Origin of the sequence: Paraburkholderia sp. JPY419 (assembly GCF_050435705.1) — a bacterium.
Classification (GTDB): domain Bacteria; phylum Pseudomonadota; class Gammaproteobacteria; order Burkholderiales; family Burkholderiaceae; genus Paraburkholderia; species Paraburkholderia youngii.
Genome location: NZ_JBNDKV010000003.1, coordinates 752,352 through 774,147, shown reverse-complemented (window position 1 = coordinate 774,147; position 21,796 = coordinate 752,352). Strand labels below are relative to the sequence as shown.

Genomic DNA, 21,796 nt, shown 5'->3' with positions numbered 1-21,796 from the left:
AGAGAGCATGGCCGCGCACCGGATGAACATGCGCATGATCAAGGACGTTTTACGACTTAAATTCGACGGCGGTTTCTCGCACGATCGGATCGCCGCGTCACTGGGCATATCCAAGGGCGTGGTCACGAAGTACATAGGACTGGCCGGTGCCGCCGGGCTGGACTGGGCAAGCGCCAGCGATATGGATGAAGGCGACCTCGAGCGGCGGCTCCTCGGCAAGCCCACGGGGCCAGCAGGCTACGCCCAGCCCGACTACGGACGCATCCACCAGGAGCTGCGTCGCAAGGGCATGACGCTGACGTTGCTGTGGGAGGAGTACCAGGCCGAGTTTGCGGACCGGCAGACCTACCGCTATACGCAGTTCTGCGAGCACTACAAGGCGTTCACGAAACGCCTGAAGCGCTCGATGCGTCAGATTCACCGCGCCGGCGAGAAACTGTTTGTCGACTTCGCCGGCCCCACGTTGCCGCTGACGACTGGACGCCGCGCGCACATCTTCGTGGCGGCCATGGGCGCATCGAGTTACACGTTCGCATGCGCGACGCCAGCCGAAACGATGGAGGACTGGCTGAGCGGCATCGCACGTGCGCTGACCTTCTATGGTGGCGTGCCGCAGCTGATCGTGCCGGATAAGCCGCCATTGAAGATCTCGACACGCGCGCTGGCCGTGGCGTCGATCCGCGCTCACTCACGAGTCTCGCGCTCGGTGACTGGGTCGAAGCCGGCTACAGCCTGCTCATCAGCGGCCCAACCGGCGCCGGGAAATCGTGGCTCGCTTGCGCCCTGGCCCAATACGCTTGCCGGCGTGGGCATTCAGCCTTGTATCTGCGCGTGCCACGACTTGGCGAAGAGCTTCGCGTTCTGCACGGCAACGGCGGCTTCACAAAATGGCTGCTGCAGGTTGCCCGCGTTGACGTACTTCTGCTGGACGATTGGGGAATGGCGCCTCTCGATACGATGGTTCGAAACGATCTGCTCGAGATGATCGATGACCGCTCGGCGGGAAAGGCGACCATCATCACCAGCCAGTTACCGATTGAGCACTGGCATGGATGGATCGGCGACGAGACCATCGCCGACGCAATGCTCGACCGCCTCATGCAGCGTCATCACCGGATCACGCTCACCGGTGAATCCCTCAGAAAAGCATCCCCAAAACCCAACGTCCTGGAGCCCAAACTCGACCAGAACTAACAAGGAAATCTACAATCAACACCGCGCAACGCCTCACCCCGCCGGATCGGTCACGTTCCCGAAATCGGCGGTCACGTTCGCCGAAATACGCAAACCCACTTCAATTTCCCTAAGACCCGCAGCGGCGAGCGCGGAGATCCATCGTAGCTTCGCTGCAGTGGGGATCACCGCTTTAACGCTCTGCAATCCGTCGCGCGGCCCGACCTCGCTGATCAACACTTGGGATTCGGGTATTCACGAGTAACTCCATGGTTCTATCCAATAGACCATAGATCTACGTGAGAGAACTCTACATGGTCGGGGTAAGCTCGTTAATGAGGGTAAACCCTTATACCAAAGTGAAACTTGAGTTCTGTCAAGCGAAACCGTAAAGTGACGGCAATTGACGCGGAGGGGGAAGAAATGACTGGCATTGGGCCCGACGACGGGCAGCGTTCAGTCGACGCATCGAAGACAAGCAGCGGAGTCGCGGTTCTTGACCGAGCTTTTGCTATTCTCAGCGCATTCGGCCCGACCGACGACCAGTTGACGCTAACCGAGCTTTCGCGCCGTGCCGGGTTGTATAAAAGTACGGTCTTGCGGTTGCTCGGCGCTTTAGAGCACGGCGGATTTATCCGGAAGTTGAATGACGGTCAGTACTCTATCGGACCTCAACCGCTACGGCTCGCAATGCTTTACCAGCGGTCGTTTCAAGTCGGTCCAGTGGTGGAACCGATCCTTCAGCAGCTCAGTCGAGACTTGGGCGAGACGGCATCTTTCTATGTGCGGCAAGGTGACCAGCGCTTGGTTCTGTACCGCGTGGAGCCTTCGAGAAGCGTGAGAGTAGCGATACGTATTGGGGAGGAATTCCCGATTGACAACGGCGCCTCCGGCAAAGTACTGCTCGCTTTCTCTGAATCGTCAGATCCGCGCTGGAATCAGGTGCGGGAACAATTGTGCGCGGTCTCATACGGTGAACGCGATCCTGAAACGACATCAGCATCGGTGCCGGTGTTCGATTCAACCGGTCAGCTAGTAGGCGCTCTGACTCTATCGGGGCCGAAGGGCAGATTCGACACCCCATCTACGATCAAGCTTGCTCTTAAGGAGTTGCTTCTCAGCGCGCAGCGAGCGACGGTTGCCTTGGGGGGCAGGGGCGCGAAATACGATGCAAGCATCGCCAGATTCGTCCTGGAAGATGCCCCAAATCTTGAAGGAGTGGATATCGATAGAAGCAGCTAAATGCGTCTCTTCATCGGCGCCTTTTGGTTGGTCCCCCTCGCCAACCGCTCTAGGAGCAAGACGACCTTACGGTCTCGCTGCTTCTATATTCGATAGAGTTTTTTGATGAATTGCCCACGACCATCCGTGTGTAATTTATCTGCGGCGCTGATCGCGGGCATCGACGCGAACATCTGCTGGTTGTGACTGGTACTTATATCGACGAACTCGCCGAAGAGCGGTGCGTGCCGGTCGCACTGTTCGCATGGTGGTTAGTGCCTGCGCGCAACGTTAGCCACCGACCGGGTGGCGCGTGGTGTCGATCATCGGCTGCTTGGGTACGCTGGTCATGTGGGGGTCCGCCGCCAACTGCCGGGAAAACCGGCGCCGGCTTGCGCAGCACGCCATCTACAAGCAGCGGACAGTGTGACGTTCGCGCTCACCTCGGCTCGTGGGCTAGCATGAGACACAGCGCGTGCATGGTATTCGCAAAGCAGCTCATCGTTGCGTGCCTTCCAATGACGCTAGGGGTGCTATTCCATTGCGGGGCAGCTGCCGCAACACAAGTCAGGGTGTCTGAAATTGACTGGAGCCCGCTCGACTCGCTCGGGACAGTCAGGTCCAACGGCGTAGCTTGTCTCACTTGCGCATGCGAAATCGCCGCGTCGGACATTATCTGGAGCGCAAAGGCGCCCACGAAGCCGCACCGTTGGGCCCGGATGAAGCATGCATCTGACACTGCTCGGCATCGCATCTTTGTGGACTAACTCACCAGGGAAGCGGACCCGTTGCGTTCGAAAAGGTGCCGGTCGGCCCGTTTATGTCAAGGAGGGCAAGGCGGACCGGCTCTCGGGCCGCATCCTCGACTCACCCAGCTCCGGGTGCGTGGTTGCTCAAGTCAGTGCTGTGAACCCTGGACAGACTGCATTGACCTTAATACCGGTTCCCTCCAGCTCGATGGCGTATCGCATTGAGTGCTGTTTTCGAGGTCTGATAGACACCGACATACTGCCTAGAGTAATCCGACGGGCCGTCCTTGAGCGTGAGGGAACCACCTGCGCTCGAAACGTTGACTATGCGAGCTACCGGCGCTTTTCGAAGGAGCGGCAGCATCGCCTGCGTAACGGCGACAACCCCAAACACGTTCGTCTCGAAGACCAAGCGGATATCGTCAACGGTTGCGCGGCTCACCTTATCCCCGTCTCTCATTTCATTGGCAGGTCCCCAAGTATTCTCGATCTGCCTGGTAGCCGCAATAATCGAGGACTGATCGGTTACGTCGAGTCGGATCGCTTGGCTGTCACCTCTAAGACTTCTTGCTGCTGCCACACCAAGGCCGAGTTCGTCACCGGGGCCGGACGCGGAAGTCGGGCGCGTCCGGCATCCTCGTCCAGGACTTTGGTCCCACAGCGCGAATGACAATAGTGTATAGGTTACATCTGCCCTAGTTCAGCGGCAGGCTTGGTGCACGTCATTTTTTCAGATAGAACTGATCCGGGAGGCACGCCCGACGTGCGCAAAGGCGCCACAGTGAAGTCCGTGCGCGTGTAGACGCCACACAATCCGATCGGAGCAGTTCAAAAGCGAGCGGTTTTTGCATTGACAGCTGAACTGCAATCCTTGGCAGAAAAGCAGTCGCTCTATGGAGGTTACAGGTCGGCGTGCCAAACGCATCTTTCCTCGGCATCGTCCTGCTGAGCCTGACACGCAGCGCAATCTTGTTGATAATGCGTGGACCCCGCCTAGCGCGATGAACGTGACATGCGTACACCGAATCGCCGGTTATCATGACGCAGTGCCGGATGATCGTGGCGCGGCAACAGTCGGAAGAAGTTTGATCGCGGCAGTGCTACGACCTGGGCACAATAGTCTGGCGAATCGCGCATTGTCCCGCGATCAGAACATCCGACTCAAGATCTGCCTGCTTCCGCGAACAAATATCTCGAAACCTGCTCCCTGGTATCTTCTACTTCAATGACGTCGGTAATCAGTCCACTGGCCTTCAACAGTTCAGGATTTTCGATTTCGTCGGTCAGCTTCTGTATTATGTCTCTTGTCGTCTCATCAAATTCTGGCATGACTTTTGTCATCGTATCGGGACTGAAAACACCAATGTGAGCCTGCGGATAAGCCAAGACTGCTACTGGGTTAAAGCCCGGGCCGCACATAGCATACACGCCTCCCGTGTACGCTTTTCTTGCAATGAGCAGCAACTTAGGTACTTTGCTTCGAACGTGTGCCCTGAACAAATCTGCCGCTGCAGAAAAAATCCCACTATTTTCTGCCTCCCGGCCTATCATAAATCCAGGGATGTCAGCAATAAAAATGATCGGTATCCTGACTTTCTCAGCCACACCAACCATTTTGACTATTTTGGTAGCGGATTGCCTGTGAATGGCGCCGCCCTTATAGCGGGGATTATTGGCAATGATAGCGACCGCGCTTCCTTTAATGGTCGCGTAGCCTGTCAACACTTCCTTTGCGTATTCGGGGCTAATTTCGGTGAAGCTGTCCTTGTCGACGAAAGAATGCAGCAACTGATGCATATCATAGGGCGTACGATGATCCGATGGAATCAAGCTCTTGAAATCAGCTGCTTCGGGTTCTTCATATCCCAGACCACGGTTCGCTCCGCGGTTGGCGCTGACGTGAAGCAACTGCCTTACACATCCGAATAGGTCTGTTTCATCTTCGAATACCAATTGAACTGAACCTGAGTGCTTGCTGTGAACGTCTGTTCCACCTAGCGAATAGAGATCTGAATCCTGAGCCAGCATGGCCTTCACCATATCGGGGCGACCCATGCACAAGGCGCCCTTTTTGGTCATCAACACCAAGTCAGCCAGCATCAATGGTAGGGCCAAGGGGCCTGAGGTCGGGCCGAGTATGGCGGAAATTAGCAAATTCTTCTCGGCCAACTCCGCGAGGGATGCACTGACTCTGCCCATTCCAGTTGGTGACAAAAGCAGTTTCGACATGTCCGACGAAAGAACTTTTGTGGTATCGAAACTATCTGTCCCTCCGGGACGGTCCTGAACGTAAATCAATGGGGCGCAACTGTCCCGGGCCATCGTTACGGTCTTTGTAATCTGCGTGGCGGTGCGCCACTGTCCGCTTCCTCTGAATTCACAGTCTCGTCCCCGATTCATGACCAGAAACGTTCTTACGGAATTTATAGACCCTTCGCCGCAGATGAAATGACTTCTCTCGACAGGGTGATGGTCGACAAAACTACCGGCGTCAAAGAGAGTGTTTATTCTTTGCAATGAAATCTGCATTGGCTACCGCCTCCGAAACGGTGTGCGAATCGTTTGCTGCTGCCTGCGGATGAAACCTTTCGCAGTGAAGATCGCAGTCGTGTTACGACGAATTCAGAACGTCTTCTACAGACGTTGCCATAGTCAAGAGGCGGCGGTCCTGACCTCGTGGTGCGTCAAGGCTCAAACCAACGGGCAATGCACCATCCGGAGCAACAGGAAGGGTAACCGAGGGCATCGCGGCATTGCTGGCCAAGTCGGTATTACGTATCACCTCCGAGAAAAGTTCGGGCCGCCCGGCATCGCTACAGTGGGGAACGCTGCGCGGAACCGTCGGGTATGCGAGAAAATCGACACCTTGGGTGGTGAACAGGTTTTTCATTTGTTGACGCAAAAGGCCCACATTCTGGATCGCAAAAGAATAATCCGCCGCAGAGATCAGCTGTGCACTGAGGTTGCTGTGGACGATGTTGCGGACAGCTTCATCACGGATGTTATCGAATATCGCATTTATCCTGTTCGCCCAACCGAAGGAAAGCAATGTGCGTGGAAAGTCCATGAAGAATTCGTAAACGGGAATGGTGAAAGTTCCAATCCTATTTAAGTCAGCAACAGCCGAGTCGTCCAGATCAACGCACTCGAACCCCGCGCGGATGAGACGCGTGATCGCATGCCAACAATGCTTTCGGACATCTTCATTGAGGTTACTCCACATGGACGCCGGAAGTCCTATGCGGCAAGGAGTACTCATCTGTTTTGCCGGAGGGCGGGTACCGGTGGACAGCAGCTCATATATCATCAACGCGTCCTTCGCCGTTCGCGTCAAAAGCCCAGGTGAATCTTTAGTGCGAGAAACTGGAATGATTCCAGCCGAAGACCAGTGACCGCTTGTGGGCCTGAAGCCGATAATTCCACAGAAGGCGGCCGGTATCCGCACCGAGCCGCCAGTGTCAGTTCCGATCGCGATCGGAACAATCCCGGCAGCCACCGCGGCCGCGCAACCGCCACTGCTTCCGCCCGCCAGATATCCCGGAGCCGTCGGGTTGCCCACCGTTCCCCACCTCGGATTGACCGATGTGATACCAAAACTAAGTTCATGCATATTGTTCTTACCGGCGACGACAGCGCCCAAGGATTTCAGTTTTCGGACGATAATGGCATCGCGTGTCGCTATGCATCCTTCCATCCTTGGCGTACCGGCAGTTACTGGAAACCCGCTAGCACAAATATTGTCTTTCAATGAGAAGGGGATGCCGTAGAGTGGTGCACATTTCAGCACATCATTCGGCCTTGCGAAATGTGCGTCGAGGTCGCGACTACCAATGAAACAATTGAGCTTCTGCTGGCTAGCATTGGCGCTAATTGCGTGCTTCCGCATGTCATCCGCAGAGATTTCACCATCGCGTATACCATCACAAAGCGATTCCAGAGTGTCTTCCGAATACATAAAGAGTCCAAAAATAGGGTGTCAGTGCATGCGATATCAGTAGTGATAGGCACTGCGTATTTCGTCGAGAGGATTGCCCCGTAGAAGGTCTCCGCCTGTACTGCGTATAACGGCACAGGCGCTATTGATAGCTGTCTGGACCGCCCCCTCGATCCAACCACCGGTGAATGAACAACCACATCCAGCCAGATAGAGGCCGGTATCCGTTGCGAGGTCGTTTGCCGTCTGAAATTGAAAAAAAAGCCGCTGTGAGTACACATCTTCACCGGGATAGTTGAGTTTAAACGCACCGGAAGAATGGGGATCAGTCAACCAGTCATGGTGAAGGATGGCATGCTCGTAGTCGTCATCCACGGGAGTCAGGTGGCGCGCAAGCTCAGGGTTGAATGTAGCAAGGGCGTCGACAAAACGCTCGCAGCGCTGCTTTTTGTCGGGGACACTTAGTAGCTTGTGCGCGTCGTCCTCCCACGTGTAGCTAAGCAAAACTACACCTGGACCGTCTGGCCTATCGGGCTCGTAGTCAAGGCAATATACCCCGCGCGCAAAACTGTCAGATTGAATTGTGACTGGCAAATCGTTACCGATCCAAAATTTACCATGTGTAAGCATGAATAGTTTTGATGACCCAGTGAGATGCGTTTCTCTAACGGCCCGTGAGACGTCTCGGCTGAGAAACGTCTCGTCGTCAGTCAGGCCGTGAACCATCTGCATTGTCCTTGTGTTGCTGGTAACGATAACTCGGTCAAAGGTCATGATTTCGTCCGCGTCAGTCATCAGCCTTATCTTTCCGTCTTCTTTGTAGATACGGCCCACGCCATTGAAGCGAACCCGGTCAGCAACGGTGCATTCTCCGATCTTCTCTGCTGCGAGGCGCTCAGCCAGTGTAGCAATTCCGCAAGAGACCAAGCGTTGATCGTCCATGTAGCCATTGATGACGAGCCGCAGTATTTCGGTGAATGCCGCCTGATAAACAGGAAGGAAGCCTCCAGAGCCTATGCCCAAAGAACCGAATAGTTCAAAGTCGTCAGGCCGTTCCCAGCGGATGCCTCCGGGCGGGCGAGATCCAGTGAAGATGGCCACGATGGCTGCATAGAAAGAACTGTCACGAAACACGTCGAGCCACGTTTGCCATTCTGCTCGGGCTTCCTCAAACCGGCCTGACCTCAACATTGCGGTGATTTTTGCGGGAGCAACTAGAGACGTACCGTTGATCACGCATCCTTCCTGCAAAAAGGCTCTCCAGCCTTCGTAAACGACACTGAATAATGCGGGCGGCGGGTCTCCCGCGCGCCAGATATGGCGAGTACCGCGATAGTGCAATTCGGTATCGACCATTCCTGGATCCGGGAAAGAGGCTGTCGTCGAAATGCCGTACCTGTCAAGGTAATGAAAAAGGCCGGTCGCACTCGGAGGAAATCTCATTGCACCCATTTCAGCAATGAGATGCGGGTACCGTGGATCAAAAGGTTGTGACCATACTCTGCCTCCGATGCGATCGCGGGCTTCAAACACGGTGACATCGGTGACACCTGCTCGCATCAATTCTGCCGCGGCCAGAAGCCCGCTAATGCCAGCCCCCACGATTGCAACCCGCGGCGTCTGTGCACTGGGGGAAAACGAGCCAATTGCTCCTTCTGATTTGCAAATCTCGAGGAAAGGAGCATAGTCATACAATAGGTCAATAGTCGGTGATGCAATGTGTGAAGATGCGGCGCAGTTTTTCATGAATTATCTCCCTTTGGAGTACCTCTACCCGTCGAAAAGACGATCGCTGAGAGTAACGCTACGATTTAGGGAAGGCTGCACAACTCGTTTTCAGAGAGTTGGCCGTTTTGCCACTTGCGTCGTATCAGCCATGAGAGTCTGCTGGCAGGTTGGTCGTCTGGCTTTTGAAGCGTGACGACCGCTGTTTGCCGAGATTGGCGGCCTGAATCTGCGAGCGTTTCAAGCGTTCCACAAAGCCTTGCATGCCATCCACAGGTTGCCCAGAGCAAATAGTGTCGTGATCTGGGCGGTGTTCTTGATCAACCCTCGGTACCGGGCCTTTGTATAGCCAAACTGCTGTTTGAGGACGCGGAACGGATGTTCAACCTTGGCGCGGATGCCGGCCTTCAGGCGTTCAATCTGATCGAATATCGCGTCCAGCCGATCGGTTAGGTCCAGTTGTCTGCGCCTGCCTGGTCGCATCGCGACATGCCAGCGAACCGCGCTTACCTGGCAGCGCTTTTCGATACCCTGATATCCGGCGTCAGCGTACACATCCTTTTCCTGGCCGTGCAACAGCGCTTCGGCCGCATTGATGTCATGAACTGAACGTTGGCGGCTGTGTGCCGATGACCGTGTGGACCAGGCCCGACTCTGCGTCCACGCCGACGTGCGCTTTCATCCCGAAGCACCATTGATTTCCCTTCTTCGTCTGGTGCATTTCCGGCTCCCGTGTACCAGAGCCGTTCTTCGTCGAAGTGGGTGCGGAAACCAAGGTAGCGTCGACCGCCGACCCCACCTTCAGCATCAAGCCTTTCTCGCTCAGGATCTCATTGACCCGCGTGAGCATCTGCGCAGCCAGGCCGTGCGTTTCGAGAAGGTGACGGAACCGGAGAATCGTGCTCTCGTCCGGCAAACGCGTCATACCTCGTCCAGCCCAGCAAATTCACGATACAGCGGCACGTCATAAAGCGCCTCTTCCATCGCCGGGTCTGACAGACCAAACCACTGCTGCATGAAGTGGATCTGCAGCATCGTCGCAATAGGAAACGGCGGCCTTCCAGTCTTACCCCTTGGATAGTGCGGTTCGATCAACGCAATCAACCTCGACCATGGGACAACGCGCCTCATCTCATCGAGAAATTCCCGCTTGCGCGTGCGTTTCGTTGAAAGATCCAGACCAAGACCAAGCTGTGTCATCGAGGTACCCCTTAAACCTGCATTCTCCCAGGATAGTCCACCGAGACGTCAACGCCAGGACTTTTGCAGACCTTCCTTAGATAAGAGAGGTAAAGATTGCATATTTCGTTGCCAACAACTGCGTTGTCTGTCAGCGCAAAGCGATATTTATCTTTAATATCCATGAATGCCACGATAGCAAATCGTCTACCTCAGGATCAAACAAATAAAATTGATGCTTGTGAAAAGATATCGTGAGGTCCCAGCCAGTCGTCTATTTTTTGTCGCCGCCGAGTTGCCTAAACATCGCTTGCGAAGACATCAAGGCAATGTCGCAACGAGGCGAGCGTCAGGGTGTCGACTGGAAAAGATTACCTCGTGCACGATATCGACTAACTTGACGACGAGGCGCCATGGGCATAAAACTTTCGGACCGGACTCAATTGCGGGTTGGTGGCGTGGAGTTGCCCTATAACCCCGAGGAAACGTACATCGTCTTCACGAACGAGTGAGCCATACCATTGCTGTGGGGCCAGTGTACGTGCGTGGTCAGCGGATGCAGGTGGCAGTTCGCGCCCGAAGATACTCGTGCGATGGTCGATGTAGGTAGAGCGTTGTACGTCATCCATTCGATGAGTTGCGCTGCTAGACGGCAATCAGCATCACGTCGTGCGCCACGCTGCCGGTATGACTTCGAGGTGTGGCAATCCAGCTAATCGCCTCCGGTTGCGACAGGCAGCTCGAAGGTTACACATAGGGAGGGAGCCATCGTCGCACCGTAAGCGGCTCAGCTGGGCCGTTCGTCCATTCGCGGTGCGCGTAAAGCATGATGGTGAACTGGAGCTGCCGGTCAGGTAGAGGGCTTTGGCGAACTGGCTGGCGTGTGCAGCTTGTCGGCCACACGCCAAGGCAGGAGCTCGTCGATGCGATTGATTTTGTGACCGGCGATATGGGTTAGCACATAGTCGAGGTAGGCACGCGGATCGATGTCATTCAGTGTGCAAGTGCCAATCAATGCGTACATCGCGGCTGCGCGTTCGCCGCCGCTGTCTGAGCCGGCGAATAAAAAATTTTTCCGACCCAGGCTTACACAACGCAGCGCGTTCTCCGCGATGTTGTTGTCGATCTCGAGCGTACCGTCTTCGCAATACAACGTCAGTGCGCTCCACTGGTTCAGCGTATAGTTGATCGCCTTGGCCGTATCGGACTTCGACGACAGCGTTTCGAGCTTTGCCCTGAGCCACGCTTCGTAGATCTGAAGCAGAGGTCTGGCATTCTCCTGCCGTATTCGCAGCCGTTCGGCGGCGGGCTTGCCGCGAATGGAGGCCTCAATGTCATAGAGCCCGCCAATATATTCGAGTGCCTTTTGTGTTGTGTCAGATGGCGTGCGCACATGGATGTCGTAGAACTTTCTCCTCGCGTGGGCATGGCATGCCGCCTCGCGTATCAAGCCATCGCGGAACAATTCGTCGAAGCCCGCGTAAGCGTCCGCTTGCAGAATCCCTTTGAAGCTGGCGAGATGGGTTTGAGGATGGATGCCTTGCCGGTTCGGCGAGTACGCGAACCAGACTGAAGCAGGTTGCGCCGAGCCGGAGCGATGATCGTCGCGCACGTAGACCCATAGCCGGCCGGTGCGGGTCTTCCTGTTGCCCGGTGAGAGCACCGGGATCGGCGTGTCATCCGCGTGCAGCTTGGTGGCGGACACGGTATAGCGGCGCAGCGCCTCTGTTAGCGGTGCGCACAGTGCCTCGCACTGGCCGACCCATCGGCCCATGCTGGCCCGGTCAAGCGTCACGCCGTCGCGCGCCGCGATCGCCGATTGCCGGTACAACGGCTGGTGGTCTGCATACTTCGAGACGAGGATGTCTGCCAGCAAGCTCGGATGGGCGATGCTGCGCTCGATCGGCAGGCCGGGCATCGGTGGCTGGGTGATAGTACTGCAGGAGGGGCAAACCAGTTTGCGCCGGATCGTGCGAATGACCTTGAACGCAGCTGCGACCCGGGCGAGTTGTTCGGACACGTCCTCGCCGAGCACCTGCATTGGTTGACCGCAGTCCGGGCAACTCGATTCGGGCCCGAGTACATGATCCTCGCGCGGCAGATGCGCGGGAAGCGCTTGCCTCGAAGATGCTTCGTCCGTCCTCGCAATCGAGGCGGACGCATTTGCACCGCGAGCCTGCGCACGCTGCACATCCGCAACGCCGCGCCCGGCGGCCAGATCCTCGAGTTGAGTCTCGAGCGTCTCGATTTGCCGCTGCAGCTGCTCGGACTTGCGACCGAACTGCATGCGCCTGAGCTTGTCGATCTGGGCCTTGAGCTGCTCAATCTCGACATCGCGTTCGGCAAGCAGACTACGAGCCTCGACCAGCAAGGCCTTCAGGAGTTCGACATCGTCAGGAAGATCGGCGCCGCTCGACATGCGCCGTAGTTTACGAGTCTGCCGCGCGGTTTACAACATCGATAATGCGGCGGTGCGACGGGGCTGTCGCCAGTCGATGCCCTCAAGCAGCATCGACAGCTGTGCAGAGCTCAGATGCACCTTGCCACCGTCGGCCTGGGGCCATATAAAACGGCCTCGTTCAAGCCGCTTCGCGAGAAGCCAGATTCCGTCCTCCGTGGCCCAGAGAATTTTTATCAGATCGCCGCGACGGCCCCGGAAGATGTAGACGTTGCCGCCCAGAGGATTCTCCTCAAGCGCTGTTTGCACCTTCGCTGCCAACCCCTGGAACCCGCATCGCATATCGGTGACGCCAGCAGCGATCCAGATGCGCGTGCCTGCCGGTAGGGAGATCATGAGCGCAGACTGCCCAGCACGATCCGCAACATATCGGCATCAACCAGGCCGTCCACTTTAACCACCGCACGACCGATCCGGATCTCGATCGTGCCGACCGGTGAGACAGGCTTCGCGCCCAGCGCTTGCGCTTCTACCGGAGCTGATGCAATGACCTCTGTTGGCGTGTCGCTGAGCAATACGACCGGAATGAGCCCGGCAGATCGAGCTTGCTGATCGTCCAGATATCGCCGCCGCCAGGTGAACAGCATGTTCGCGTTGATGCCATTCTCCCGGGCCAGCTTTGAGACTGATACGCCAGGCTCGCAAGCTGCCGCTGCCAGTCGCTCACGAAGCTCCCGGGGGTAATTCGGGCGCCCCGTTCGTGTACCTGGCTTCTTCTCTGCAGACTGTGTCAAAGTGGTGCCCATCAGATCGGAAATGATGGACATCACTTTGATGTCGACCTCAGCCACCGTCTATAACGGCCGGCACGAGCCGCTTACGGAGAATGCCAGACCTCTGCTTCAGATCTACGAAGCGTGGCTCAGGGCAAAGCTCGAAACGCTGTCGTCGAAGTCCGATACGGCCAAGGCGATCAATTACACGCTGAACCAGTGGAGCGCACTGACGTTGTATTGCGAAGACGGCACGCTGGAGATCGACAACAACATCGCGGAAAATGCGCTGCGTTGTGTAAGCCTGGGGCGGAAGAATTTTTTATTCGCCGGCTCCGACAGTGGCCATTGAGCTTGCTAATGATTTTGAAGGGGTGCTCGAAACTGTAGCGGCCGAATTCGCTCAGTTGAGGGCGCACGGTAGCTTTGCCCGGGATATTATCGCGCGTTGTCCCGTCTTGCGAGGTGTGGAGGCGCTGCGCTCGCATCGCCCCTGGCCGATTGGCATCACTCTCACGACAGAGAGCTCTTCGGTGGTTGGCGATCTGATGACGAGTCACGGAGCTGGCCGGGCCCTATGCGGCGATTTGCTGACCTTTGAAGTTTGCGCTCTAGATGGGCGCTTCCGCTGGCATTTTGATGCCAGTCGATTAGCGCCGAGGCAGATCGGCCGCATGACACAGCATTTGCAGACTTTGTTAGATGGTGTGATGGCCGATGCGGGGAAGCCGGTCGGCCGCATCAACATTCTCCCGGACGACGAACGCACGTATCTACTGGAGGAGTTGAATCGGACCGCGAGGCCTTATCTGTCGGAGCGGTTCATCCATGGGCTGTTCGAGGCGCAGGTGCAAAAGGCGCCGGAGGCGTTGGCTGCGATCCATGAGAACGAGAGACTGAGCTATGGCGAACTCAACTCGCGGGCCAACCGGCTAGCGCATTATCTGATCTCCCTCGGGGTCAAGCCGGACCAGCTGGTGGCGATCTGCTTGGAACGCGGCCTGGCAATGGTGGTTGGTGTTTTGGCGATCCTGAAGGCGGGGGCGGCCTATTTGCCGCTCGATCCGGCTTATCCGTCGGCGCGGCTGCGGAAGATTGTCGACGATGCCGCGCCGCAACTGCTGCTTTGCGATGCCGCCGGTCGAACCGCATTGGGCGCCGAGACTGTGGCCGATGTCAGCGTTGTCGATCTGGATAGTGCCACCTCGGTCTGGGGCGAGCGGCCGCCTTCGGACCCGGAGCCGCGCACGCTCGGCCTCACGTCCCGCCATCTCGCCTATGTAATCTACACCTCGGGCTCAACCGGAAACCCAAAGGGCGTCATGGTCCAGCATCGGGGGTTGGTCAATCTGGTGTTGGGACAGGTCGGTCTTTTTGGCGCTTCTTCCAACAGCCGAGTGGCCCAGTTTGCGTCCGTTGGGTTTGATGCAAGCGCTTGGGAGCTTCTTATGGCGTTTGGCTCTGGAGCCGCATTACACTTGCCTGCGGACGAGATACGTCAAGCGAGTAACAAGCTATCGGCTTATCTCCGAAGCGAAGAAATCACGCATGCGACGTTACCCCCAGCATTGCTGCAGACAAGCAAGAATCTGGAATGTTTGGCTTCGCAAGTTCTCATTCTTGCTGGAGAGCTGCCGAAAGCTGAACTCATCCAAAGTCTGGCCCCGGCATCAATTGTCAACGCTTATGGCCCGACCGAAACAACAGTCTGCGCGACAGTCTGGAATTGCCCGCCCTGCGATCAAACAGTTCGGGGTCGAAGTCCTCGCCCGCCCAGGTTCTGTAGTCGTGTGCTTCGTCACTGTCCGGCTCCTGGCTTAGCACACGCAGCATCTCGTCATATCCGTGCGTGCCACCAACATCTTCCGGAGGACACGCCCGTTGCCCCGCGAGGATCCATGCTTCGCTGTAGGGCTCCTGGTCAATGCGCGCAGCCTCTTCTACGCGGATATCGTGATGCCAGCCGTCACCGAAGTCATATCGATACTGGAATTGCGCTCCCTGGAAGACGAGTCTGTGCAGGCGCGCCTTGCGGTCGTCCATCATTTCCGGGTCTTCTTCGAACAGGTCGAGCATGTTCTCGTTGTCGCCCATCGCGTATGTTCGCCCTTCAACCTCGAATTCATGCAGATGGGCATCGGTCCATCCGAAGGCCGCCTGGAGAATGTGATGCAGCTTGCGTAGCGTGATATTTCCGTCGACCCGGATTCGCCGCCAGACGGGCGGCTCAATGTCTCGGATCTGCGCGTAAAGCGTGTAGAGGGTGTAGGACTTGGGCATTGAACTGGTCAGCGAACTGGATGACAGGTAAACAGACGCTCATTATCGCTCGTGTAGCGGAGCGTACCGCAGGGCCATCGGGGCACGGGCCGATCGATGATGGCGCGCGTCTGAAGCGCAGCGCATGTTGGATCAGACGGCGTCGTCTGTCGCTGTCCGACGCCTCGCGAAGTTGAATGGCAGAAGATCGGCGATGTCGGCGTCGGGCGGACGCTGTGGCAGTTCGGTGAGCACATGCACGAGGTAGGCGTAAGGCTCGACGTCGCAGGCACGACAGGTGAGCATCAGGCTATAGATCATTGCGCTTGCCTTTGCGCCGGCGACCGTGTCTGCGCGCCCCGTGCAGAATGGCCTGATGTCGCGCTCAATGACGTTATTGTCCACTGCGGCGCGCCCGTCGTCCACGTAGCGGCTCAGATACATCCACTGGTTGCGCGTGTAGGCAACCGCCTTTCCCAGCAGGCTCTCTGGCAGGACCTGCGGAGCCATTTCGTCGAGCCACGTCCTGAAGGATGCAAGCAGCGCGACGCTGTGCTGCTGACGCAGCCGGTACGTGTAGTCGACGCGTGTCTCGCCTTCGGGCAGATCTGCTTTGGCCAGCGTCTCGACCTGATATAACGCCTTGAGGTATTCCAGCGCCTGCGCGGCGCGACCACCGGGTTTCTTCATGCCCTTCAGTGCGTCTACGAATGCCCGCCGTGCATGCGCCAGGCAACCGAAGTGCGTCGGACCCTCGAGCGTGCGCCAGGCGGCGTATCCGTCCGTCATCAGCAACCCCTCGTAGCCTGCGAGGAATGCCTGAGGGTATTGCTGCCCGCGCCCTGGCTGATAGTCGAACAGTACGACTGGCTCCGGGCTGTCTTCGGCACTGCGGTAGACCCACATGTATGAGGTGCTCTGCGCTGTCTTGCCGGGCTCCTTGAGCACCTGCACCGTGGTCTCGTCACCGTGGATCAACTGCTGCGACAGCAGCGTTGTGCGCAGGGCGTCATATAAACGGCTGTAGTGCAGTTGCGCCGGCCGGATGATCCAGTTCGCCAGCGTACCGCGACCGACCTCAATGTCCGCTCGCGCGAGTGCGTGAGCCATCCGGTACAGCGGCGTGCCATCGACATACTTGCCTGCGGTGACGGTGGCGATCATCGCGGCGCTCGCATTGCTGCCCGGCAGTGGCTGAGCCGGCATCGACGCGGTGATCACCGGGGTACGTTCGGCATGGCGCTCGCAGTGGCGACACGCGTACCTGAAACGCACGTGCTGCAACACCGACGCCTTGACCTCGATATGCAACTGTTCGCTGACCTCTTCGCCCATGCGGTGAAGCGCGTTTGCGCAGCACGGGCAGACCTTCTGCTCTTCAGGCAGGTCATATTCAATGCGCTGACGTGACAGGTGCGCCGGTAATGGCTTGCGCCCTGGTCTGCCCGGTGCCGGGTCGGGTACATCCGGCAGGCCGGTATCAGGCAGTGCAAACGGGGCCTCGGCATTCTCAGCATCATTGGGTTCAGCGACGCCGGTCTGCTCGGCCTCGTCGAACAAACGATCGCGCAGCTTCTCGCTGCTGGGCGCGAAGCGCCTGCTCTGCGCGAGACGGAACTGCTCCTCGAGCTGGGTAATCCGTTCGCCCAGCTGCTGGTTGCGTGCCTCGAGTTCACGGATATAGGCCTGGGCGGCCGGCGGCAATCGGGCGAAGTCGTCCTCGTTCATGCTCCCAGGATAGAGCAACGCGACGCCCGGTGGGTTTACGCGAATTTGTAACGGTGCGGCCAGCCGTCATGACGGGTCACGCCTGGCGTTCAGCTCGCGTGACGGTATCGCCGGGCCGGATGGCGACGGACTGCGTCAACGTCGATGCCTTCCAGCAGCCATTGCAACTGCTCGGTCGTCGGTTCAATCACGGCCTGCTGCCGGCGTGGCCACACGAAGTGGTCCTGCTCAAGACGTCGCAACATTAACCAGAATCCGGCCCGCTCGTAGAACAGCAGCTTGATCCGGTTGCGTCTGCGGTTGTGGAAGGCAAACACGGCGCGCTCAAACGGATCCAGCAGCATCGACTGCTCGACCAGCGTCACGAGGCTGTTAATACCTGCGCGGAAGTCGATCGGTTCGCGATGCAGGAAGACCCTAAGGTCAGCCTCGAAACGGAACATCAGCGCGCTCCCAATGCGACGACCATCGCATTTACGATTGCCACGTGGTCTGTCGAACATTCGAGCTCAAGCTTAACGCCGTTGGGCAGGTGAGCCGACAACCGTGCCAGTCGTGTTGAGCGCGGCGAAACGCAGGATGACGCTGCTCTGGTGCTGTGGTGCGACGCGGGCACAGATGCCATGACCGTTGCAGGTTCGTCGATCGCGACCACTGGAACAAACGCTGACGATGCGACAGGCGTGTCACGGACGATTGAGGGCCGGCCCTGATCATGCGCCTGAACCCACTTATGCAACTGGTTGGCGTTCACCCCAGCCTTAAGGGCGAGGCCCGATAGCGAGGCGCCTGGCCGCAGACAGGCTTCCACTAGTCGTCGCTTGTCCGCTCGGTCGAAGCTTCGCTTGCCGCCGACACCAACACGGGTCACGCGCAAGGGTAAAAAGCTCAGGTCATCGTCTGTCATGGATTGCGTCCGCAAAATTGGGTTGCGGACGCAATCGTGTGCCTTCTCAGCATCGGAAGCTAGGTGTGGGAATTCGCGCGCTTACGTTCATGCGGCTATCGGAGTTGCCGCTGACGGTGAACGGCAAGCTCGACCGCAAGGCACTGCCCGCGCCGGCTGACGATGCGTATGCGCGGACGACCTATGAGGCGCCGCAGGGCGCAGTCGAAACGGCGCTGGCAGAGATCTGGGCCGAGCTTCTAGGGCTGGAGCGGGTCGGACGCCACGACAACTTCTTCGAGCTCGGCGGCCACTCGCTCTTAGCGGTGCAACTGCTCAGTCGCGCAGTCGATCTCGGGCTCAAGTTCAGCGCCGCCGACCTCTTCCAAGCTCCCCTTCTGAAGGAAGTTGCATCGAAAGTTCGTTTCGCACCACAGCACAGCTTGTGAGAGCGATTTGTGTTCGAGAAATCGGATCGCGGCCAACGGTGTTCTTTGTTCCTACTGGTTTGGGCGATTGCTCTTATGTCCCCAGTTTGGTGCAGGAAATGGCCGTCGACTGTTCTGTCTACGCTTTGCCATGGCCGCAATTCAGTGCATTTCAATTTCCAAGTCTTCAGGAGGTGGCCTCGCAAGCGAGCTTGGCGATTCGCGAGATCCAGCCGCGAGGTCCATATCGGTTGTCTGGATATTCGTCAGGAGGAATCTTGGCTTATGCAATTGCGCAGCAGCTACTAAACCTCAACGAAGCTGTTTCCTTCATCAGCCTAATTGACGTTGTGTTATTTGCAGATCCATCAAGGACATCATCCACCCAAATGATAAAAGAAGTAGTGTTGGAGTCTCTCGAATTGAATGACGAGAAGTTCGAAATCCTCAACCAGCTTCGCTGGACAAAGTTCAATTTACCGACTGCTTGAAAAGGCTCAGAAAATTGGGGCGATCCCGCTGGATCGTGATCTCCACAATGATATTCTGACGTATGAAAGGGCCACGCAGTTCCAACGGGCGCTGGGCTGGTATCAAGTTCCGTCCCTTCCAGTTGAGATACACCAATTCTATGCGGCCCAGCCTTTTAGCAGTCGGACTCGTTCTCGAAAAACTCCACTAGGTCCAGAAGCAATTTCGCCTTTGCGGGGTTGGGACCGAATTTTAAGTGCAGAGGCCATTCATGCCGTGCCAATTCCAGGCGACCACGTGACTATGATGGATGTCCGGGAGAACCGCGAAGTTCTGGGTCGGGCGATCTCAACGGCCTTAGTCGGAACTCTTAAATAGTCGTCCGTGAATGATCTTGCCCAGCCAGATTGAGGCCGGCCGGAAAAATGTCCCGCTAGAACGCATGATCTCCAATCTCACTCCGATCAAGGGCGCCGGCCGCCGCGAGCAGCTTTAAGCGGTCCGACTCCCATTCGGCAACACCGCGAACTCGCTCTAACTGCGCGTCCGCAAGTGCAGACTGCACCGACAGCAACTCAAGGATATCGGCAGCGCCCTTGTCGTAGCGCCGCTGCGAAGACGCGACCGCAGAGCGGGCCGCTCGAAGCAACTCTTCCGCGGCTTGCAATTTTCCTGCCGCGCCGACGGCCTCCGCACGAGCCCTAATCACGTCCGTCAAAACTTGCTGATCCGTATCGTGGAGTTGGGACTCGCTTTGTTCGGCCTGCGCCTGCGCTCTTCTCACCTTGTATGTATTTGAGAACCCATCAAACAGCGGAATCGTCAGAGTGATACCCACAGCTGTTGTGTTGCTGCGAATCGCCTGCAGCCCTTGGTTCGGGTAGCCGTTTTGATAAAAGTTGCCCACGAGGTCGATAGTCGGTAGGCCTTCGGCCCGTGCGACCTTCACCTCCGCCTGTGCAGCTTTCCACCGCTCGCGAGCCGCGATAATCGCTGGATGGCGCGTGGCAGTATCCTCGAGCCAGTAATTTAGGTCTTCCACAACATGCGGTGTCCCCGCGTTTTCCAATCCTGCGAGCCTTGGTTCGGTTGAAGGAGCTATCCCGAGATAATAGAGCAAAGCATCCACTCGATGCCCGATCGTCCGCGGTAGCCTGCTGTTGGGCGAGTTCAGCCTTGGCAAGGGCCGTGACGGCTTGCAATCTATCGCTTTGCGCAGCCACGCCCATCCGCTGCCGGCGTTCAACGGCCTCATAGGTTCGTTGAGCCATCGCGGTAGATTCGGCGCGCGCCGCTAGCGTCGCCCGAGCCGTCTGTGCATCGGAGTAAGCCTCCACGATGTTCGACATCACCTTTTGAATCGTCGCGTCGTGGCTAGCCAGAGCGGCCTGCAATGAACGGTTTGCAGCTTCGCGGCTCGCAGCGCGCGCGCCAAAGTCGAACAATCGCCAACTTACGCCCGCACTCAGGGTGTGCCCATTTGCGGTTGAGTTAGAAGTAGGCAAGTCAGGGTACTGTGTCCGGGTACGTAGCGGCGATACAGCTGCCGACAGCGTTGGAAGATAGGACGCGCGTGCTTCGCCGACCGCCGCAGCTTGCGTTTTGATTGCAGCAAACGAACTGTGGGTTGTTGCATAAACCGATGTCGATTGCGCGGGCTAACGTCAGCGGCTGCGCGAGATCGATGGCGGTGGGACATGTAACCGCCGGCGTTTCGCCTTGTAAATCGGTACCATGATTGAGCAAGGGCGGCCGGGTCAACAACGGGTCTTCCAGAAGGTCCGGTACGCCGGAGCTATGGGCGCGTGCGCCGACGAATAAACCAAGCAGAACCACTATTCCCCTCAGCCGGCTGCTCGTTCTCTTACCGCTCATGAAAGCTCTCCCGGGATTCCTGAATAAGCGGAGACAACAGGTATTCAATGACGCGTCGCGTTCCGGTTTTGATTTCGACACTTACGCCCATACCAGGCGTCAGGGCAACGGATCGGCCATCAATTTCCATCGTCGATCGGTCCAGCGTCACCCTCACGGAATAAATCAGCCCTCGCTTCTCATCCTTGATAGCGTCGTGCGAAACATGGGTCAGACGCGCAGCAACAGTGCCGCATTTTATGTATTCGAAGGCATCGATCTTGACAACCGCGCTTTGCCCCTCCCTGATGAAACCGACATCCTTATTTTCAATAAAGGCTTCGACCTCTACCTCACTCTTGGTGGGAACTATCTTCATCAAGGGCTGAGCCGCCTGGAGCACTCCGCCGACAGTATGTACAGCCAGTTGCTGCACAGTACGTTCACAGCGCAACCAGTTTCAGGAGGTCGCCTTGCGCTTCGGCGCGTGCAGCATCATTGAGCACCCGCTGCTCGTCGTCCAGCGCATCGAGCGCCGTCTTGCGTGTTTCCGCAATCAAAACCGCTCGCTGGTTTCGAGCGTCAATAGGCTGCGTTTGGAGGTCGATACGCTCCTGCTTCTTCTTGAGATACGCATCGCGTGACACATCGTTTTCTTTCGACAACTGCGCGTAGTTCCGCTCGCGCTCCAGCGCCAACGGAAGCGCCGCTTCGGCCTGGCTGATCTCGCCCTCCAGTCGACGCCGTTTTGCGACATGGTATTGCCCTTGCAAGTTCTGTTCAGTTTCAACCCAGCGCTCACGCGCAACGCCCGAATTCCGCGCTAGGACAGGCGGCCGATCGCTGTCAATCGCCGCGATCAAAGCGCGTGCACCGGCAGCTTGCGATGCTGCTATCGCTGCATCGCCGGAGGCCTTTTCTCGGTCGCTGTCCACAGTGCCCGAATCGAGTCCAACGAGGACGTCGTCAGCGTGAACCGTCTGACCTTCCGTCACATGCAATGCTCGCATGCGAGCGA

At 57.5% G+C, this 21,796-nt stretch carries 16 protein-coding genes and 8 pseudogenes; 7 read left to right on the top strand and 17 right to left on the bottom strand.

Going from position 1 to position 21,796, the window contains the following annotated elements; all coding sequences use genetic code 11:
* Positions 1-7: 7 nt before the first annotated feature.
* A pseudogene (locus QFZ91_RS27275) lies at positions 8-652 on the top strand (IS21 family transposase); the annotation flags it as partial.
* A pseudogene (locus tag QFZ91_RS27270) lies at positions 634-1,194 on the top strand (ATP-binding protein); the annotation flags it as partial. The pseudogenes QFZ91_RS27275 and QFZ91_RS27270, both read left to right, overlap by 19 nt.
* Positions 1,195-1,239: 45 nt before the next feature.
* Here the strand turns inward: QFZ91_RS27270 and QFZ91_RS27265 are convergent.
* Positions 1,240-1,428 (bottom strand): annotated as a pseudogene (locus QFZ91_RS27265) (hydroxymethylglutaryl-CoA lyase); the annotation flags it as partial.
* 168 nt (positions 1,429-1,596) lie between these two features.
* Here QFZ91_RS27265 and QFZ91_RS27260 point away from each other — a divergent pair.
* Positions 1,597-2,415, top strand: coding sequence for an IclR family transcriptional regulator (locus QFZ91_RS27260; RefSeq protein WP_176369955.1), 819 nt, complete (start codon positions 1,597-1,599; stop codon positions 2,413-2,415).
* Positions 2,416-3,327: 912 nt separating this feature from the next.
* Here QFZ91_RS27260 and QFZ91_RS27255 read toward each other — a convergent pair.
* From QFZ91_RS27255 to tnpA (QFZ91_RS27220), 8 genes and pseudogenes are all read right to left on the bottom strand, one after another.
* Entirely contained in the window at positions 3,328-3,723 is a 396-nt protein-coding gene (locus QFZ91_RS27255; RefSeq protein WP_429569025.1) for an SDR family NAD(P)-dependent oxidoreductase, read from the bottom strand.
* Between the two features lie 581 nt (positions 3,724-4,304).
* Positions 4,305-5,672: a carboxyl transferase domain-containing protein gene (locus QFZ91_RS27250; RefSeq protein WP_176369956.1), complete on the bottom strand. Its 1,368-nt coding sequence runs from the start codon at positions 5,670-5,672 to the stop codon at positions 4,305-4,307.
* An 82-nt stretch (positions 5,673-5,754) separates the two neighbouring features.
* Positions 5,755-7,098: an amidase family protein gene (locus tag QFZ91_RS27245; RefSeq protein ID WP_429569024.1), complete on the bottom strand. Its 1,344-nt coding sequence runs from the start codon at positions 7,096-7,098 to the stop codon at positions 5,755-5,757.
* A 36-nt stretch (positions 7,099-7,134) separates the two neighbouring features.
* Entirely contained in the window at positions 7,135-8,823 is a 1,689-nt protein-coding gene (locus QFZ91_RS27240; protein ID WP_429569023.1) for an FAD-dependent oxidoreductase, read from the bottom strand.
* 219 nt (positions 8,824-9,042) lie between these two features.
* Positions 9,043-10,002 (bottom strand): annotated as a pseudogene (locus QFZ91_RS27235) (IS5 family transposase).
* Between the two features lie 829 nt (positions 10,003-10,831).
* Positions 10,832-12,400, bottom strand: coding sequence for an IS66 family transposase (gene tnpC, locus QFZ91_RS27230; RefSeq protein WP_429568745.1), 1,569 nt, complete (start codon positions 12,398-12,400; stop codon positions 10,832-10,834).
* 30 nt (positions 12,401-12,430) lie between these two features.
* Positions 12,431-12,775 (bottom strand): IS66 family insertion sequence element accessory protein TnpB, encoded by a 345-nt coding sequence (gene tnpB, locus QFZ91_RS27225; protein ID WP_429568717.1) that lies wholly within the window; start codon positions 12,773-12,775, stop codon positions 12,431-12,433.
* On the bottom strand, positions 12,772-13,206 hold the full coding sequence (gene tnpA / locus QFZ91_RS27220) for an IS66-like element accessory protein TnpA (RefSeq protein ID WP_429569022.1): 435 nt from the start codon (positions 13,204-13,206) through the stop codon (positions 12,772-12,774). Before tnpA (QFZ91_RS27220) ends, tnpB (QFZ91_RS27225) begins: the two co-directional genes overlap by 4 nt.
* Before the next feature lie 64 nt (positions 13,207-13,270).
* On the opposite strand from tnpA (QFZ91_RS27220), the pseudogene QFZ91_RS27215 reads away from it, so the two are divergent.
* Together QFZ91_RS27215 and QFZ91_RS27210 are read left to right on the top strand one after the other, a co-directional pair.
* Positions 13,271-13,498 (top strand): annotated as a pseudogene (locus tag QFZ91_RS27215) (IS66 family transposase); the annotation flags it as partial.
* Between the two features lie 202 nt (positions 13,499-13,700).
* Positions 13,701-14,837 (top strand): annotated as a pseudogene (locus tag QFZ91_RS27210) (AMP-binding protein); the annotation flags it as partial.
* Here the strand turns inward: QFZ91_RS27210 and QFZ91_RS27205 are convergent.
* The 4 genes from QFZ91_RS27205 to tnpA (QFZ91_RS27190) all read right to left on the bottom strand — a co-directional run bounded on the left by QFZ91_RS27205 (position 14,830) and on the right by tnpA (QFZ91_RS27190) (position 18,046).
* Positions 14,830-15,432, bottom strand: a complete 603-nt coding sequence (locus QFZ91_RS27205) for a plasmid pRiA4b ORF-3 family protein (RefSeq protein ID WP_429569021.1) — start codon at positions 15,430-15,432, stop codon at positions 14,830-14,832. The pseudogene QFZ91_RS27210 and the gene QFZ91_RS27205 overlap by 8 nt on opposite strands.
* A 132-nt stretch (positions 15,433-15,564) precedes the next feature.
* Positions 15,565-17,139 carry an IS66 family transposase gene (gene tnpC / locus QFZ91_RS27200; protein WP_429569020.1) on the bottom strand — a complete coding sequence of 525 codons (1,575 nt, stop codon included), beginning with the start codon at positions 17,137-17,139 and terminating at the stop codon, positions 15,565-15,567.
* A gap of 89 nt (positions 17,140-17,228) precedes the next feature.
* Entirely contained in the window at positions 17,229-17,582 is a 354-nt protein-coding gene (gene tnpB / locus QFZ91_RS27195; protein WP_429569019.1) for an IS66 family insertion sequence element accessory protein TnpB, read from the bottom strand.
* Complete coding sequence (tnpA, locus tag QFZ91_RS27190; protein ID WP_429569018.1) at positions 17,582-18,046, bottom strand: IS66-like element accessory protein TnpA; 465 nt, start codon at positions 18,044-18,046, stop codon at positions 17,582-17,584. The genes tnpB (QFZ91_RS27195) and tnpA (QFZ91_RS27190) overlap by 1 nt, the downstream gene beginning before the upstream one ends.
* Before the next feature lie 86 nt (positions 18,047-18,132).
* Here tnpA (QFZ91_RS27190) and QFZ91_RS27185 point away from each other — a divergent pair.
* Together QFZ91_RS27185 and QFZ91_RS27180 are read left to right on the top strand one after the other, a co-directional pair.
* Positions 18,133-18,474 (top strand): annotated as a pseudogene (locus tag QFZ91_RS27185) (phosphopantetheine-binding protein); the annotation flags it as partial.
* Between the two features lie 38 nt (positions 18,475-18,512).
* A complete protein-coding gene (locus QFZ91_RS27180; RefSeq protein WP_429569017.1) occupies positions 18,513-18,944 on the top strand; it encodes a thioesterase domain-containing protein in 432 nt (143 codons plus the stop codon).
* Between the two features lie 413 nt (positions 18,945-19,357).
* Here QFZ91_RS27180 and QFZ91_RS27175 read toward each other — a convergent pair whose 3' ends face one another.
* The 4 genes and pseudogenes from QFZ91_RS27175 to QFZ91_RS27160 all read right to left on the bottom strand — a co-directional run bounded on the left by QFZ91_RS27175 (position 19,358) and on the right by QFZ91_RS27160 (position 21,788).
* Positions 19,358-20,044 carry a TolC family protein gene (locus QFZ91_RS27175; RefSeq protein ID WP_429569016.1) on the bottom strand — a complete coding sequence of 229 codons (687 nt, stop codon included), beginning with the start codon at positions 20,042-20,044 and terminating at the stop codon, positions 19,358-19,360.
* Positions 20,045-20,126: 82 nt separating this feature from the next.
* Positions 20,127-20,531 (bottom strand): annotated as a pseudogene (locus QFZ91_RS27170) (TolC family protein); the annotation flags it as partial.
* Between the two features lie 257 nt (positions 20,532-20,788).
* On the bottom strand, positions 20,789-21,214 hold the full coding sequence (locus QFZ91_RS27165) for an HlyD family efflux transporter periplasmic adaptor subunit (RefSeq protein WP_429569015.1): 426 nt from the start codon (positions 21,212-21,214) through the stop codon (positions 20,789-20,791).
* 7 nt (positions 21,215-21,221) lie between these two features.
* Entirely contained in the window at positions 21,222-21,788 is a 567-nt protein-coding gene (locus QFZ91_RS27160) for a hypothetical protein (protein WP_429569014.1), read from the bottom strand.
* Positions 21,789-21,796: the final 8 nt, after the last annotated feature.